14 protein-coding genes and 1 riboswitch are annotated in these 14,589 nt (G+C 69.5%); of the genes, 4 read left to right on the top strand and 10 right to left on the bottom strand.

What is annotated here, in order from left to right; all coding sequences use genetic code 11:
- Positions 1 to 284: 284 nt before the first annotated feature.
- The gene (locus ACLBW1_RS04925; protein ID WP_447810428.1) at positions 285 to 974 is read left to right on the top strand and encodes a hypothetical protein; all 690 of its coding nucleotides are present in this window, start codon (positions 285 to 287) and stop codon (positions 972 to 974) included.
- A 42-nt stretch (positions 975 to 1,016) separates the two neighbouring features.
- Here ACLBW1_RS04925 and tilS read toward each other — a convergent pair whose 3' ends face one another.
- From tilS to dacB, 3 genes are read right to left on the bottom strand one after another with little or no spacing between them, the layout of a single operon-like run.
- Entirely contained in the window at positions 1,017 to 1,985 is a 969-nt protein-coding gene (gene tilS / locus ACLBW1_RS04920) for a tRNA lysidine(34) synthetase TilS (protein WP_447810426.1), read from the bottom strand.
- Complete coding sequence (locus ACLBW1_RS04915) at positions 1,964 to 3,025, bottom strand: zinc-dependent metalloprotease (protein ID WP_447810425.1); 1,062 nt, start codon at positions 3,023 to 3,025, stop codon at positions 1,964 to 1,966. The genes tilS and ACLBW1_RS04915 overlap by 22 nt, the downstream gene beginning before the upstream one ends.
- Complete coding sequence (gene dacB, locus ACLBW1_RS04910) at positions 3,022 to 4,398, bottom strand: D-alanyl-D-alanine carboxypeptidase/D-alanyl-D-alanine endopeptidase (protein WP_447810424.1); 1,377 nt, start codon at positions 4,396 to 4,398, stop codon at positions 3,022 to 3,024. The genes ACLBW1_RS04915 and dacB overlap by 4 nt, the downstream gene beginning before the upstream one ends.
- A 202-nt stretch (positions 4,399 to 4,600) precedes the next feature.
- Here dacB and ACLBW1_RS04905 point away from each other — a divergent pair, with 202 nt between their 5' ends.
- Complete coding sequence (locus ACLBW1_RS04905; protein WP_447810423.1) at positions 4,601 to 5,113, top strand: inorganic diphosphatase; 513 nt, start codon at positions 4,601 to 4,603, stop codon at positions 5,111 to 5,113.
- A 73-nt stretch (positions 5,114 to 5,186) separates the two neighbouring features.
- On the opposite strand, the gene ACLBW1_RS04900 is transcribed toward ACLBW1_RS04905, so the two are convergent.
- Together ACLBW1_RS04900 and ACLBW1_RS04895 are read right to left on the bottom strand one after the other, a co-directional pair.
- Positions 5,187 to 7,082, bottom strand: coding sequence for an MDR family MFS transporter (locus ACLBW1_RS04900; protein WP_447810422.1), 1,896 nt, complete (start codon positions 7,080 to 7,082; stop codon positions 5,187 to 5,189).
- The gene (locus ACLBW1_RS04895) at positions 7,079 to 7,654 is read right to left on the bottom strand and encodes a MarR family winged helix-turn-helix transcriptional regulator (protein ID WP_447810421.1); all 576 of its coding nucleotides are present in this window, start codon (positions 7,652 to 7,654) and stop codon (positions 7,079 to 7,081) included. The genes ACLBW1_RS04900 and ACLBW1_RS04895 overlap by 4 nt, the downstream gene beginning before the upstream one ends.
- Before the next feature lie 179 nt (positions 7,655 to 7,833).
- On the opposite strand from ACLBW1_RS04895, the gene alc reads away from it, so the two are divergent.
- Positions 7,834 to 8,820 (top strand): allantoicase, encoded by a 987-nt coding sequence (alc, locus tag ACLBW1_RS04890; protein WP_447811146.1) that lies wholly within the window; start codon positions 7,834 to 7,836, stop codon positions 8,818 to 8,820.
- A gap of 45 nt (positions 8,821 to 8,865) precedes the next feature.
- On the opposite strand, the gene ACLBW1_RS04885 is transcribed toward alc, so the two are convergent.
- The gene (locus ACLBW1_RS04885) at positions 8,866 to 10,149 is read right to left on the bottom strand and encodes an aminotransferase class V-fold PLP-dependent enzyme (protein WP_447810420.1); all 1,284 of its coding nucleotides are present in this window, start codon (positions 10,147 to 10,149) and stop codon (positions 8,866 to 8,868) included.
- Positions 10,150 to 10,181: 32 nt separating this feature from the next.
- Positions 10,182 to 10,298: riboswitch (SAM riboswitch) on the bottom strand.
- A gap of 96 nt (positions 10,299 to 10,394) precedes the next feature.
- Here ACLBW1_RS04885 and ACLBW1_RS04880 point away from each other — a divergent pair.
- Complete coding sequence (locus ACLBW1_RS04880; protein ID WP_447810418.1) at positions 10,395 to 11,513, top strand: isochorismate synthase; 1,119 nt, start codon at positions 10,395 to 10,397, stop codon at positions 11,511 to 11,513.
- Positions 11,514 to 11,708: 195 nt separating this feature from the next.
- Here ACLBW1_RS04880 and ACLBW1_RS04875 read toward each other — a convergent pair whose 3' ends face one another.
- From ACLBW1_RS04875 to ACLBW1_RS04860, 4 genes are all read right to left on the bottom strand, one after another.
- A complete protein-coding gene (locus ACLBW1_RS04875; RefSeq protein WP_447810417.1) occupies positions 11,709 to 12,344 on the bottom strand; it encodes a DedA family protein in 636 nt (211 codons plus the stop codon).
- 18 nt (positions 12,345 to 12,362) lie between these two features.
- On the bottom strand, positions 12,363 to 13,568 hold the full coding sequence (locus ACLBW1_RS04870) for an O-succinylhomoserine sulfhydrylase (RefSeq protein ID WP_447810416.1): 1,206 nt from the start codon (positions 13,566 to 13,568) through the stop codon (positions 12,363 to 12,365).
- A 28-nt stretch (positions 13,569 to 13,596) separates the two neighbouring features.
- Positions 13,597 to 14,010 carry a rhodanese-like domain-containing protein gene (locus ACLBW1_RS04865; RefSeq protein WP_447810415.1) on the bottom strand — a complete coding sequence of 138 codons (414 nt, stop codon included), beginning with the start codon at positions 14,008 to 14,010 and terminating at the stop codon, positions 13,597 to 13,599.
- A 67-nt stretch (positions 14,011 to 14,077) separates the two neighbouring features.
- Positions 14,078 to 14,572, bottom strand: a complete 495-nt coding sequence (locus tag ACLBW1_RS04860) for an Rv0361 family membrane protein (protein WP_447810414.1) — start codon at positions 14,570 to 14,572, stop codon at positions 14,078 to 14,080.
- Positions 14,573 to 14,589 lie beyond the last annotated feature (17 nt).

Raw genomic sequence — 14,589 nt, 5'->3', positions numbered from 1 at the left:
ACGCCTCTCGCCCTCCGCGCGTTCGACAGACAGCTTGTCACGTCGCGCCATGTGGGCTGCAGACGAGGCCGGATAGTGGATAGGCTGCCGATCACGAGAAGATCACGAGCAAAATCCGGGTTGGCACAACAGCGCGGATTTACTGCAGCTAATATCGAATTTCTCCGACACCCGGACGAACGCACGAGAATGCTGCTTTCGCGAGAAACCCCCACGGAGAGAACGCGAGATCGACACCGAGCAGGTGTCGAACGAACGCTCGACAAGTGAACGGATGCACGTCCATGAAGCTCAGAACCGCACTCGTCTCCGCCGCGGTGGCCGTCACCACGGTGGCCGGCCTCGCCACCGGCACGCAGGCGTCGGCCGCCCCCGCGCAGCAGATCAAGTACTCGACCACGGTGAAGGACTCGTCGGTCCTGTTCACCACGACCGCCGGTTCGCTGCGTACCAAGAACGGTGCGCTGCAGGTTCTCGACGCCTCGGGCAAGCTCGTCACCTCGCTGCCGCTGACGGCCCACCTCGGTGCGGTGTCGGTGCCCATCAAGGCGACCACGGCCGGCCGGACCGCGACCTTGACGCCGCAGATACCCGGCCGCTTCAACGCGAACACCTACTTCAGTGATCCGCCGCGCACCCGCAAGCAGCGCGACGACCAGGCGCTGGCGACCCTCGCCGACAACCTCGGTGTGGCAACCGGTGTCGGTGCTCTCGTCGGATCGATCATCGGCGGCGGACTCGGATGCATCCTTCTCGCCGGACTGCCCCCCATCCCGATCCTCACCGGATGCGCCACCGGCGCCGGTGTCGGCGGCACCATCGGCTCGATCGTGACCGGCGGGCCGGTCCTGATCGGCAACATCAACGAGTACGTCAAGACCATCCGGTCGCCGTTCACCCCGCCGCCCGCGACACCCGCCCCGGGACGGCCGAACCCGGTGCCGCCGCCCGTGGTGCCCCGCCCGCTGCGCTGAAGTACTCCGTCAGCACGACAACACCCCGCCGACCTGCCCAGGTCAGCGGGGTGTTCTCGTCACGGTCAGGTCGACACCCTCGGCGACGACGCTGAGTCGATGCCGGCTGTCGCCGCCGATGGCGACCGAGATGCGCGGGCGCGGATCGAAGACGAGGTCGTCGACGGCCAGGATGAGTCGCTCGGTCGGCTCGGTGGCGCCGACCGCGAGCATCCATCGACGCACCACCCGACGTCGGATCGCCGCGGGCAACGCCGCCAGCACGGTGCGGTCGAGACTGCCGTCGCCGCTGCTGCCACCTGCGTCGACGTCGGCGGCGAGTGCGTCGAGCACCTTCCCGTCCTCTCGGAGTCGGCGCGCAGTACGCGCCAGCGCGGGCGCGACACCGCCGCCGAGGATGTCCTCGAGAACCGGCAGCACCTCGGCGCGTAGGCGTGCACGGGCGAAGCGCGGGTCGGTGTTGTGCGGGTCGTGCCACGGCTCGAGACCGAGTTCGGCGCAGGCGGCGAGCGTGGTGGCTCGACGGACGCCGAGAAGCGGTCGTCCCCACGGCGACGCCCAGGCGACCATCCCGGCGATCGAGCGGGGTCCCGAGCCGCGGCCGAGACCGAGCAGCACCGTCTCGGCCTGATCGTCGAGGGTGTGCGCCAGCAGGACCGGCCTGCCGTCGCGCGCAGCGTCGAGGGCGTCGTACCGCGCTCGGCGCGCCGCCCCCTCGGGGCCGCCGGTGGCGGGCACCGACACCCCGATCACCTCCGCCTGCGCGCCCAGCGCACGCGCCATCTCGGCGGCCCGATCGGCGACGGCGCGCGAATCCTGCTGCAGCCCATGGTCGATGACGAGTGCGGTGACTGTCAGACCGGCCCGGATCGCGCCTGCGGTCAGCGCCAGCGAGTCGGCACCTCCGGAGAGCCCGACGCTGACCTCGTCGCCGATCGGGTGACTGTCCGTGAGATCGACGACGGCACCGACGATCTCGCGGACCGGGCTCACAGCACCCGGTCGATCCATCGTCTCGGCTCGTCGATCTCCTCGGGGAGCGGCATGGTGTCCGGCCCGGTCCAGATCGCGTTGAAGCGTTCCATCCCGACCGTCGCGACGACCTCGTCGGTGAACGCCTTGCCCCGAATGTACTGCGCAAGTTTGGCATCCATGCCGATCAGCGACCGCAACAGTTTCTGCAGCGGGTTCTGCGGGCGCTTGCGCCGCTGATCGAACGCCGCTCGGATGCGTTCCACGGTGGGCACGTGACCCGGCCCCACGGCATCCATCACGTGATCGGCATGCCCCTCGAGAAGCGTCCCCAGCATCATCAACCGCGTGAAGGCGTCGTACTGCTCCGGCGTCTGCAGGAGCTGCATCGCGCCGAGAACCCCCTTCTCGCGGGGCTTGTCGGCCTTCAACGCCGCCGAGATCCGTGCGACCATCTCGCCGCCCGACTCGCCGTTGTCGGCGCTGATGAGCGCGATGTTGTCGAGCATGTAGCCCCGCAGCCACGGGTTGGCCGAGAACTGGACCCGATGGGTGACCTCGTGCAGGCACACCCACAGCCGGAAGTCCGACGGCACCACCTTGAGCGACCGTTCGACGGCGATGATGTTGGGCGTCACCAACATCAGGACACCGTCGTCACCGGTGTGCGGGTCCGGCGAGAACGGGTCGTACTGGCCGAGGATCGCCCCCGACAGCAGCGCCAGCAACCCTCCGGCCTGCACGCCGCCGAGACGGCCCGCGATGTTCAGACCACCGGGTGATCCGGGCTGCCCGCCGCCGAGCATCGACGACATCGACCGGGCGGCGGCGTCGATCCACTGTCCGCGGTCGAGCACCGACGCGGTCGGGACGGGCAGGCCGTCGGCGAGACCGGTCACCTCGCGGACCGGACTCTCGGCGGCGACGGCGGCCGCCGCGAGTTCCGTCCGCGCGGCCTCGAGGGTGTAGCGCGTCGTCAACGGACCGGGGCGGGCGATGCGGCGACCGATCCCCGCGGCCACGCCCCAGTCGATCTGTGCACCGGGCGACGATTCGCCCGACGACTCGGGGGTGGTCATCGGCACCCGCAGTCACGCAGGCGGGTCACGACGGCGTCGAGGGCCGGGCGGGCCCGGTTCGCGTCGGTCCCGTTGGACAGCAGGGCGAAGGTGAGCACGCGGTTCTCCCGGGTCTGGACGATGCCGGCGAGGGTGTTCACGTCGGTGAGGCTGCCGGTCTTGGCCTTGATCCATCCGGCGCCCGACTGCGCACCGTTGCCGAAACGGTCGGCGAGGGTGCCGGTGGCGCCGGAGATGGGCAGCATCTCGACCAGCGGTCGCAGTTTCGCGTTGCCGGTGCCGGCGGCGGCGCGCAGGATGCCGTCGAGCACCGCGGCCGAGAGGCGGTCGCGGACCGACAGTCCGTTGGTGTCGCTCAGCGAGACCCCGGCGGTGTCGAGTCCGGCCGAGGCCAGTGTCGACTGCACGGCCGCGACACCGCCGTCGAGGCTCGACGCACCACCGGTGGCCTGGGCGACCTCGATGGCGATGGTCTCGGCGAGGACGTCGTCGGAGTCGACGAGCATGTCGCGCAGACGGGTCTCGAGCGGCGCCGAGCGCACCGAGGCGATCTGGCGGGCACCGGCCGGTGCGGTCGCCTCGGTGACCGCGCTGCTCGGCACACCGAGATCGGCGGCCAGCGCCCTACCGGCGGCGACGGCCGGGGTCGCGCTGCGTGGCGAGTACAGCTCGGTCGGGTCGATGCGCCCCGAATCGGCCATCACCGACTGGATCGGCGCGATGCTGCCGCCGGCGATGTCGGCGGTCTCCCACGACGGCGCGAACGACGTCCCGGTGTAGAGGCCGGTGTCGACGGCGACCGAGGTGACCTGAACGCCGGAGCGCTTGACCTGCGCGGCGAGATCGGAGATGCGGGCGGCGTCGGTGAAGAAGCTCGGGGTGCCGTCGGGCTGCACCGACAGCGTGGGATCGCCACCGCCGACGAGCACGACCTGACCGCCTGACCCGACCACGACCGATGTGGTGATCTGCTTGTCGAGCGGCAGGGTGAGCAGTGCCGCCGCCGCGGTGAGGACCTTCGTGGTGGAGGCCGGGATGAACGACCTCTGCGGCGATGCCGACCAGAGGACCTGGCCGGTGAGCGCGTCGGAGATCTGGCCGCCGAGGTCGCCGAGCGCCGGGTCGGCCGCCGCCGACGCGATCTGGGCGGTGATGCCGGCGCCGGTCGGTTCGGGTGCGTTCGCCGCGACCGGCTGCACCACGGGTGAGGCCGTGACCAGCGCGGGGCGGGTGGGGACGTCGGCCGAGGGCGTGTCGTCGCCGGAGTCGACCGACAGCGCGACCACGACGACCACCGCTGCGACGACCACCACGGCCAGCAGCGGGATCACCGTCCACCAGATGTTTCCGCGCCTGTCCGCTCGTGCGTTCACACAACTCCTCATCGCGTCTCGCGGGCGACACCGCTCCCCGCGGCCGATCCCGCCCTCGCCACACCTGCGACCAACAGTATCGTTGTCGACGTTTGCAGACGCCGGTCCGACGGTTCATCGAGAGCCAGTGGGGCCCGGCGTCCGCGCGCAGCGTAATCCCGCCGGAACCGACCGGCGATCCCCACCGGAGAGGACACCAGTCGTGGAATTCGACGTCACCATCGAGATCCCCAAGGGCGCACGCAACAAGTACGAGGTCGATCACGAGACCGGCAAGGTCTATCTCGATCGCTACCTCTACACCGCGTTCGGCTACCCCGCGGATTACGGCTACATCGACAACACCCTCGGCGAGGACGGCGACCCGCTCGATGCGCTGGTGCTGTTGCCCGAGTCGGTCTACCCCGGCGTCGTGGTCCGTGCGCGCATCGTCGGCATGTACCGCATGACCGACGAGGCCGGTGGCGACGACAAGCTGCTCGCCGTGCCCGCCAAGGATGTCCGCTGGGATCACATCCAGGACATCGGCGACGTCTCGGAGTACGAGCTGAACGCGATCTCCCACTTCTTCGAGCACTACAAGGACCTCGAGCCCGGCAAGGAGGTCACCCCCGGCGGCTGGACCGGCAAGGCCGACGCCGAGAAGGTCGCCGAGGAGGCCATCGCGCGCCTGGCCGAGCAGCCGGAGCACGCGAACGACCCCTCGCGCGGCTGACACCGGCCCCAGCCACGACTCGACCCCGACGCCTGGAGCGTCGGGGTCGAGTCGTCTCTGCGGTACGGAGCGCTCAGGCCTCGTGTCGGCCGGAGTGGTCGGTCCCACCCAGGGGCGGCACGTTGTCGGCGCCGGGCGCCCGTCCCACCTCGTGACGGCCGGGTCCCTGCGCGTCCGCCTCGTGGCGACCGTGATCGGCGGCCGGTGCCGCGGCGGCCACCGACTCGGCCGGGGAGACCTCGACCGGGGCGGCGTTCTCGTCGAGCGCCTTCGCGTCGGCGAGATCCTGTGCCGCGGCCTGCGATCCGGAGCCCGAGCGCAGCGGCACCTCTTTCCACGTGAACACGGCGATTAGCGCGATGATCGACATCAGCGACACCGACAGGAACACCAGGTCCATCGAATCGGCGAAGCCGTTCTTGATGGGCGCGGCGATCGCGCCGGGCAGCCTCGCGATGATCGAGGTGTCGTCGAGGACACCACCGGCGGCGCCGGCGTTACCCGACGCCAGACCCTGACCGAACTGCGCGACCGACGGATCGGAGCTGGCGGCCGCCTGGGCGATGCCCTGACGGAATTCGCTTGTCGGCGCCGCCTTCTCGATCTGGTCCTTGATGTTCGGACCCATGGCCGAGAACAGCACCGAGAAGAACACGGCCACACCGAGCGTGCCGCCGATCTGGCGGAAGAACGTCGCCGACGATGTCGAGATGCCCATGTCCTTGGCGGGCAACACGTTCTGCATCGCCAGGGTCAGCGGCTGCATCAGGTTGCCGAGGCCGAAGCCGAGGAAGAACGCCATCACCATCACCAGCCAGAGCGGCGTCGCGACGCTGACGTAGTGCATCAGGAACGTGACCACCGTGATCAACACGACGCCGATCATCGGGAAGATCTTGTAGCGACCGGTCCGCGAGATCGTCTGGCCGGAGATGATGGAGGCGCTCATCAGGCCGACCACCATCGGCAGCAGTTGGAGACCGGCGATCGTGGGGCTCGACCCGCGGATCACCTGGAAGTACTGCGGGAGAATCGAGATGGCGCCGAACATGACGGCACCGATGACGACCGAGATGACGATGCCCTGGCTGAACACCCGGTTCTTGAACACCCGTAGCGGGATGATCGCGGCCTCGCCCATGGCCTTCTCGACCGAGATGAACGCGGCGACGCCGACCACGCCGATGATGTAGCAGACGACGGTCTTGTAGTCGCCCCAGCCCCAGACGCGGCCCTGCTCGGCGGCGATCAGCAGCGGCACCACGCCGATGGCGAGAGCCAGTGCGCCCCACCAGTCCAGGCGGCGACGCTCACCCTTGATCTGGTTGTAGTCGAGCACCTTGAACACCACGACGAGCGCGATGAGACCGATTGGCACGTTGACGAGGAACACCCAACGCCAGCCGGTGATGAACAGGATGCTGTCCTGCCCGGCGAACAGGCCACCGAGCACCGGGCCGAGCACGCTCGAGGTACCGAAGACGGCGAGGAAGTAGCCCTGGTACTTGGCGCGTTCACGCGGCGGCACGATGTCGCCGATGATGGTCAGCGCCAACGAGAACAGACCACCGGCGCCGAGACCCTGCAGGGCGCGGTAGCCCGCGAGCTCGTACATCGAGGTCGCCGTGGAACACAGCAGCGATCCGATGATGAACAGCGTGATCGCGGTCATGAAGAACGGCTTGCGGCCGTACATGTCGGAGAGCTTGCCGTAGAGCGGGGTGACGATCGTCGAGGTGATCAGGTAGGCGGTGGTGACCCACGCCTGCAGTGAATACCCCTGGAGGTCGTCGGCGATCGTGCGGATCGCGGTGGAGACGATCGTCTGGTCGAGTGCGGCGAGGAACATGCCGATCATCAGTCCACCCATGATGGTGAGGATCTGACGATGGCTCAGGCCACCTGGTTCGGTGGCGTCGGCCGCGCCCGCCTTCCGCGTCGCGCCGGAGATGGCTGCGTCGTGACTCATCGTGATGCCTTTTCGTGTCGTGACCGTGCAGCGAGATCGTCTGTCGTGTCGTGATTGTCGGGATCGGTGCTGGTGGGGGTCGGCCCGTCGGCGTGGGTGCCCACCGTGATGATGTATTCATCATCGACCCGGCCTGCATACTGTTCGGCCGCATCGACGAAACGCGTCATGAGGGTCGCGAGATTCCCGATGTCGGCGTCGGAGAAGTCGCCGAGCATGGAGTCCATCCCGTGCATCCGGTGCGAACGGACCGCCTCGACCTGTCGCCGCCCGGAGTCGGTCAGAACGAGGATCGTGGCGCGGCCGTCGCGGGAGTCGGCCTCACGACGGACGTACCCGAGTCCGACCAGCGACGCGATGTGCCTGCTGACCGTGGAAGGGTCGGCGAAGAGACGCTCGGCCAGTTCACCGGAGCGCAGCGGGCCGACAGCGAGTTCGAACAGGCACTGGAAGGCCGCTGTCTCCACCGTGCCGTCGGGTGTCCTGAGCTTGGTGACGACGAGACGCTCGCGGATGCGGGCCCACCGGCCCAGCACCGCGATGAGCTCGTCCACGTTCTCCGGACGGGACATACTTCTCACCTCGAAAGAGTTTCATGCCGCAACTACTTGAACGTTGCAAGTATGCCTACGCTCGACGGACTGCGCAAACTCCCCGACCGAGGGCGACGGGGCGATCAGTAACCTTGTCGCTCGTGACCGACTCCCCCGCCCCGTCCCCGAACCCCGCTGCACGCGTCCCGTTCACCGAGATGCCCGATCTCGCCCTGCGCAGCCTCGGCGGCGCCGTCGTCACCAGCACCGATGCCCTGTTCGCCGAGGCGGAGAACCTGATCACCCCCGCGGCGTCGGAATACCGTCCGGCGACGTTCGGGCACAAGGGGCAGATCTACGACGGCTGGGAGACACGCCGACGTCGCCCCGTCCCCGGCGACGGTGTCGACCGGGCGATCGTGCGCCTCGGCGTGCCCGGTGTGATCCACGGCGTCGTGGTCGACACGTCGTGGTTCGTGGGCAACTACCCGCCGACGGTGTCGGTGGAGGCCGCCGTCGTCACCGGCTTCCCGCCCGCACACGAGGTCGTCGAGGCGCAGTGGGAGACCATCGTCGAGCGGCAGCCGGTCGCCGGCGACTCGGCCAACCCCATCGAGGTCACCTCCCGCGACCGGTTCACCCATGTGCGCCTGTCGATCTATCCCGACGGCGGTGTCGCCCGACTGCGCGTGCACGGACGCGCCGTCCCCGATCCGCAGTTCCTCGGGCCGCAGTTCGATCTCGCCGCGCTCGAGAACGGCGCACGGATCAGCGCGTGTTCGAACATGTTCTACGGATCACCGAACAACCTGCTGATGCCCGGTCCGGCCCGCTCGATGGGTGAGGGATGGGAGACCTCGCGGCGTCGCGACGACGGCAACGACTGGGTCGAGATCGACCTCGCCGCACAGGGTGTGGTCTCGCTCGTCGAACTCGACACCAGCTGGTTCCTCGGCAACGCCCCCGGCGAGGCAAGTGTCCACGGACGCGACGGCGCCGACGGCGAGTGGTTCGAGATCCTGCCCCGCACCCCCCTGCAGCCCGACACCCGGCACCGCTTCGTGGTCGATGTCGATCGCCCGATGACCCGGGCGCGCATGGACATCCACCCCGACGGGGGCATGGCCCGCCTGCGCCTGTCCGGCTCCCTCACCGACGCCGGACGCGCCGATCTGCAGCGACGCTGGGATCACGGCGACAACTGACATCGGCGGCTGCTCGCATGGCAGCCCTCCGCGCGAAGGGTCAGGTCACGTGCGCGAGGTGAGGTCGATCAGCGCCGCGGCGAGACGATCGACGTCGTCGGAGCCGGTCCCGACACCGAAGCTGGCGCGCACCGCACCCTCGGGATGGCCCAGGTGGTGCAGCAGCGGATGTGCGCAGAAGCGGCCGTCGCGAACCCCGATGCCGTGGGCGTCGTTGAGGTGTTCGGCCACCGCGCGCGGTGAGTGCCCGGCGACGGTGAACGCGACGATGCCGACGCGGTCACGGCCGTCGGACCAGATGGAGAGCCGTTCGACGCCGTCGATGGCGTCGAGCGCGTCCTCGAGGCGGGTGCGCAGGAGGTGCTCGTGCAGGCCGATGCGCTCGAAACCGAGTTCGTCGATGGCGGTGCACGCCGCCGCGATCGCGATGGCGCCCAGCACGTTCGGGGTCCCGGCCTCGTGTCGTGCGGGCCCGCTGCGCCAGACCACCTCGAGTACATCCTCGGTCGGGGGCACGTCGGCCGTCGCGCCACCGCCGGCGAGGTAGGGCTCGGCGGCGTCGAGCCAGTCACCGCGACCGACGAGCACGCCGCACCCGAAGGGCGCGTACAGCTTGTGCCCCGAGAACACGAGGTAGTCGATGCCGTGGCCGGCGACGGTGATCGCGCGGTGCGGGGCGAGTTGGGCGGCGTCGACGAGGATGCGGGCGCCGGCGTCGTGGGCGATGTGGGTCAGCTTCGCCAGGGGCAGCACCTCACCGGTCACATTCGACGCGCCGGTGACGGCCAGCAGCGCCGCCGGCGCGCGGCGGAGTTCCTCGGCCAGGGCCGTGAGCGTCTCGGCGATCGTGGGGCGGCAGGTCACCACGCGGCACCGTCGGTCCAGCTGCGGCTTCGCCTTCGCGTCCGCCCCGGAACGCTGCCACGGCAACAGGTTCGCGTGGTGCTCGATGTCGAGGACCACGGTGTCGCCGGGGACGGCGCGGGCCAGCAGGTTGATGCCGTCGGTGGTGTTGCGGGTGAAGATCACCTGATCGTCGGCGCGGGCGCGCACGAAACCGGCCACCACCGCCCGGGCGTTCTCGTAGCGGGCCGTGGTGAGCTGTGAGAGATGTCCGGCACCGCGGTGCACACTGGCGTACTGCGGCAACGCCTCGGCGATCTCGGCGGCGACCGCGGTGAGCGCCGGCGCGCTCGCCGCGTAGTCGCCGTTGACGTAGCGCACACGACCGGCCGCACAGTCGACGGTCTCGTCGGCGCCGACGACGTCGGCGATCGGGTACACCGGCGCGAGCAGGGCGGCGGCAGGGGTGATGTCGGTGACAGACATGGTGGTCCTCTCGTCAGAGGACTCCTCGAGGGAGTCCGCGCTTGCGCACGTCCACCTCGGACGTGCGCCTGGTCGTCACCCGGAGCACCCCACCGCGGTTGGAGGGTTGCCGGTCAGCAAGCCGGGGCTGTGCGCTGACACTCATGACCTGGCGTCGAGGATGGCCGAGCCGGCATCGCGATGTCAACGCAGCCGCAGAGTTGGCGTCAGCGTGATCGAAAATCGGCGCGGGTAATCTCGGCGGGGTGCTGTTCACACTGTCGCGCCCTCACGGAACGGTCCGGGCCCGGTCGGCGACGCGGCAGTTCTCGTCGGCCGAAGATGCCGTCGCCGCGATCGCGACCGCCCGGTCGAGCGGCGCCCCCATCGCGGTGGTCGGCGCTCTGGCGTTCGATCCCGGCGCCCCGGACGCGTTGTACTCGGTCGACCATCTCGACGACTCGGAACCGTTGTCGCACAGTGTGTCCGCGGCCACACGGTTCGGGATCACACTGCACGCATCGATCCCCGCGCCGAGCGTCCACCGCGCCCGGGTCGCACGGGTGATCGGCGAGATCGGCTGTGGAGCTGCACAGAAGGGAGCTGCACAGAAGGTGGTGCTCGCGCGCGCGATCGAGATGACCGCCGACACCGAACTCGACGTCGAGGACCTCCTGACCGCGCTGGCGGCGGGCAACCCCGAGCACAACGCCTTCGCCGTGGATCTGTCGGCGGCCGGGCCGAAGTTCGAAGGGCACGTCCTCGTAGGGGCGAGTCCGGAGTCGTTGGTGCGCAGGGTCGGTCGGACCGTGACCTGCCATCCGTATGCGGGGTCGGCGGCACGATCGTCCGATCCCGTCGTCGATGCCGAACGCGGCCGCATGCTCGCCGCATCGACCAAGGACCATCACGAGCACCGACTCGTGGTGGAGCACCTCGTGAACGCGCTCGAGCCCTTCGCCGAGGCCGTCGACTTCCCCGCCGACCCCGTCCTGCTGAGCACCGGCGAGATGTGGCACCTGGCCACCCCGATCACCGCGACCCTGCGCGACTCGACGATGACCTCGCTCGACCTGGCGCGTCACCTGCACCCCACCCCGGCGATCTGCGGCACCCCCACCGACGTCGCGCGGCGAGTGATCCTCGACACCGAGGAGCCCCGCGACTTCTACGCGGGTGCGGTCGGCTGGTGCGACGAGACCGGCGACGGCGAATGGATGGTCAGCATCCGCTGTGCCGAACTGACCGCCGACCGACGCTCCCTGCGCGCGTGGTCCGGCGGCGGCATCGTGGCCGAGTCAGATCCCGACGATGAGCTCGCCGAGACCACGGCCAAGTTCGGCACCATCCTGCGCGCCCTGGGCTGTCCCGACCTGCTGGCCTGACCCCCGCCACCCCGTCGAGCGTGCCGAAACTGGACGCCGACCGTGCCAATGATGCGCTCGGGTCGACTCACTCGTGCGCTGGACCACCCACTTCGGCACACTCGGCGGATCATTTAGGCACGCTCGGCGGAAGGTTTCGGCACACTCGGCGGGTCGTTTCGGCACGCTCGGCGGAAGGTTTCGGCACGCTCGGGGTCAGCGGGGTGTGGCCTCGGCGAGGCGACGGGCGTGGCGGCGGTTGCGCAACCAGCTGATGCCGATGAACACCAGCGCGGCGACACCCACGACGAGCGCGCCGTAGAGGAGCAGTCGTGCGCCGACCGTCGCGCCGACGAGGTAGCCGATGACGCCGACCGAGATCACCCAGATGAGCCCGCCGATGATGTTGGCCATCAGATAGAGCTTGACCGGCATCCGTGACATGCCGGCGACGAACGGGGTGAGCGTGCGGACGTATCCGATCCAGCGGGCGCCGATCACCGTCGGGATGCCGCGTCGCTGCACGGCCTGCGCGACACGATCCCAGCGTCCGGGGCCGATCCGTCGGCCCAACCGCGACACCCGCATCCGGGGACCGAAGTGGCGACCGAGCGTGAAACCCGTTGCGTCACCGCAGATCGCCGCGACACACGCCCCTGCGATGAGCCAGGCGATGTTGGTCTCCCCCACCGCGGCCGCGACACCCCCTGCGAGCAGCGCGGTCTCGCCGGGCAGGATCAGCCCGAGCAGTGCCGCGGTCTCGGTGTAGACCAACGCCCACACCAGCAGGTACACCACCCACGGCGGGGTGGTCTCGATGACGCCGATGACCCAGTCGACCACCGATTGCATCGCGGGTCCCGCTTCCTCTTACAGCGCGCGGTCGAGGTCGGCGAGCAGATCCTCGACACCCTCGAGGCCCACCGACAGGCGTACGACACCGTCGGACAGGCCGATCGCGGCCCTGCCCTCGGGTCCCATCGCCCGGTGGGTGGTGGTCGCCGGGTGGGTGATCAGCGACTTCGCGTCACCCAGATTGTTCGAGATGTCGATGATCTGCAGACCGTCGAGGACCTCGAACGCGCGTGCCTTGCCGCCGATCCCGGACGGGTCACTGAGTTCGAAGGTGACGACGGTGCCGCCGCCGGTCATCTGCGATCGAGCGAGCTCGTACTGCGGATGCGACTGCAGGAACGGGTATTTGACCCACTTGACGCGGGGATCGTCCTCGAGGAACTGCGCGATGCGCGACGCCGAGGCGACCGCGGCGTCGACGCGCAGTCGTAGCGTCTCCATGCCCTTGAGCAGCGTCCAGGCGTTGAACGGGCTCATCGCCGGTCCGGTGTGCCGCATCAGCGTCTGCACGGGTCCGTCGATGTACTCCTTCGTGCCGAGCACCGCACCACCCATCACCCGGCCCTGACCGTCGATGTGTTTGGTGCCGGAGTACACGATGACATCGGCGCCGAGATCGTGACCACGCTGCAGCAGCGGCGTGGCGAACACGTTGTCCAACACCACCTGTGCGCCCGCGGCGTGCGCCATCTCCGACACCTTCGCGACATCGACGAGCGACTGCATCGGGTTCGACGGCGTCTCGAAGAACACCGCCGTGGTCGGCACCGACAGCGCCTGCTCCCACTGGTCGAGATCCTCGCCGTCGACGAAGACGGTCTCGACACCCCAGCGGGGCAGGATCTCGTTGCACACCACGAAGCACGAGCCGAACAGGCTGCGCCCGGCGACGAGCCGGTCGCCGGTTTTGAGCAGCGCGCCCAGGGCGACGAACACCGCGGCCATGCCACTGGCGGTGGCGAAGCACGCCTCCGAGCCCTCGAGCAGGCGCAGCCGTTCCTGGAACATGGCGACCGTCGGATTGCCGTATCGGGAGTAGACGAAGCGTTCGTCTTCACCGGTGAAGGCACGTTCGGCGGCGGCGGCCGAGGAGTACACGTAGCCGGAGTTGAGGAACATCGCCTCCGAGGTCTCCTCGAACTGCGACCGCATCAACCCGCCGCGCACGCCGATGGTCTCGGGCGAGACCCCCTCGGGCAGCGGCGAACCCCCGCCGATCACCGTCGCGCGCCTGTCACGACTCGTGGGTTCACGACTGGCGCCACGGCAGACCCTGCGCCTTCCAGCCCACGACGCCACGCTGCCCGTCGGGACCCAGACCGCCCTCGAAGCCCTCGGAGATGTTGTAGGCCTGCGCGATCCCGTCGGCGGTCGCGGCCTCGGCGGCGCCGACCGAGCGCTGACCCGACCGGCACAGGAACAGCACCTGCTGGTCGTCGGTCACGCCGGCATCACGCAACTGCTCGACGAAGTGCGGGTTGCGCTGTCCGTCGGGGAAGCCGACCCACTCGATCAGCACGACCTGCTTGCCGATCTCGGACAGCTCGGGGATGCCCACGTAGGACCACTCGGCGCGGGTCCGGACGTCGACGAGCACCGCGTCGGCGTCGGAACGGAGGATGTCCCAGGCCTGCTGGGGGGTCAGATCTCCTGCATAGCTCACCGGAGAAGCGTTGCACACGCCGCACCCCCGGCGCATCCGGGCACCGACCTCGGACCGGACGGTCGGGTCACGGTCCCTTCGTGCCGCAGACCTTCCAGTCCTCACTCGCCTTCACCAGCGTGATCGGCAGCACTGCATCCTTCGGGTTCTTCGTGTAGCGCCACTTCATGTTGGCCGTCGCCGAGGAGCCCGTGACCGCGGTGTCGGTGATGTCGGTGATGGTGATGTTCCCGTGCTCGCTGCGCGACGCCTGGCCGGCCTTCTCGAAGGCCTCGGCGGTCGGGAACGAGGGTTGCAGCAGGTCGGCGGGGCAGCTGAGGTTGCGGAACTGGTCGTAGTTCACCGCGTTCTTCGCCGTGTAGTAGTCGTTGATCGCCCTGGTCACCTTGGCGCTCTCGGTGAGGCGCTCGGAACCGGGCTTGATCACGTGGAACAGCGCGATGGTCCCCACCGCGAGGACAACGATCACGACGGCCACGAGGAACGGCCACGCCGCCTTCCACCCGGGGTCGTCGGACGCGCCGGGATCGAGGGACGGCGAGGGGGTGTCGGTCGAGGCCATGGCAGCGATCCTATCGA

The sequence above is a fragment of the Williamsia sp. M5A3_1d genome (assembly GCF_053345315.1).
Note: the sequence above shows the minus strand (reverse complement) of the source record. Positions and strands in the feature narration are given on the sequence as shown.

Coding starts and splice junctions, on each gene's coding strand:
- ACLBW1_RS04925 (WP_447810428.1), top strand. CDS start 285: ATGAAGCTCAGAACCGCACTCGTCTCCGCCGCGGTGGCCGTCACCACG.
- tilS (WP_447810426.1), bottom strand. CDS start 1,985: ATGGATCGACCGGGTGCTGTGAGCCCGGTCCGCGAGATCGTCGGTGCC.
- ACLBW1_RS04915 (WP_447810425.1), bottom strand. CDS start 3,025: ATGACCACCCCCGAGTCGTCGGGCGAATCGTCGCCCGGTGCACAGATC.
- ACLBW1_RS04900 (WP_447810422.1), bottom strand. CDS start 7,082: ATGAGTCACGACGCAGCCATCTCCGGCGCGACGCGGAAGGCGGGCGCG.
- ACLBW1_RS04895 (WP_447810421.1), bottom strand. CDS start 7,654: ATGTCCCGTCCGGAGAACGTGGACGAGCTCATCGCGGTGCTGGGCCGG.
- alc (WP_447811146.1), top strand. CDS start 7,834: ATGCCCGATCTCGCCCTGCGCAGCCTCGGCGGCGCCGTCGTCACCAGC.
- ACLBW1_RS04885 (WP_447810420.1), bottom strand. CDS start 10,149: ATGTCTGTCACCGACATCACCCCTGCCGCCGCCCTGCTCGCGCCGGTG.
- ACLBW1_RS04875 (WP_447810417.1), bottom strand. CDS start 12,344: ATGCAATCGGTGGTCGACTGGGTCATCGGCGTCATCGAGACCACCCCG.
- ACLBW1_RS04860 (WP_447810414.1), bottom strand. CDS start 14,572: ATGGCCTCGACCGACACCCCCTCGCCGTCCCTCGATCCCGGCGCGTCC.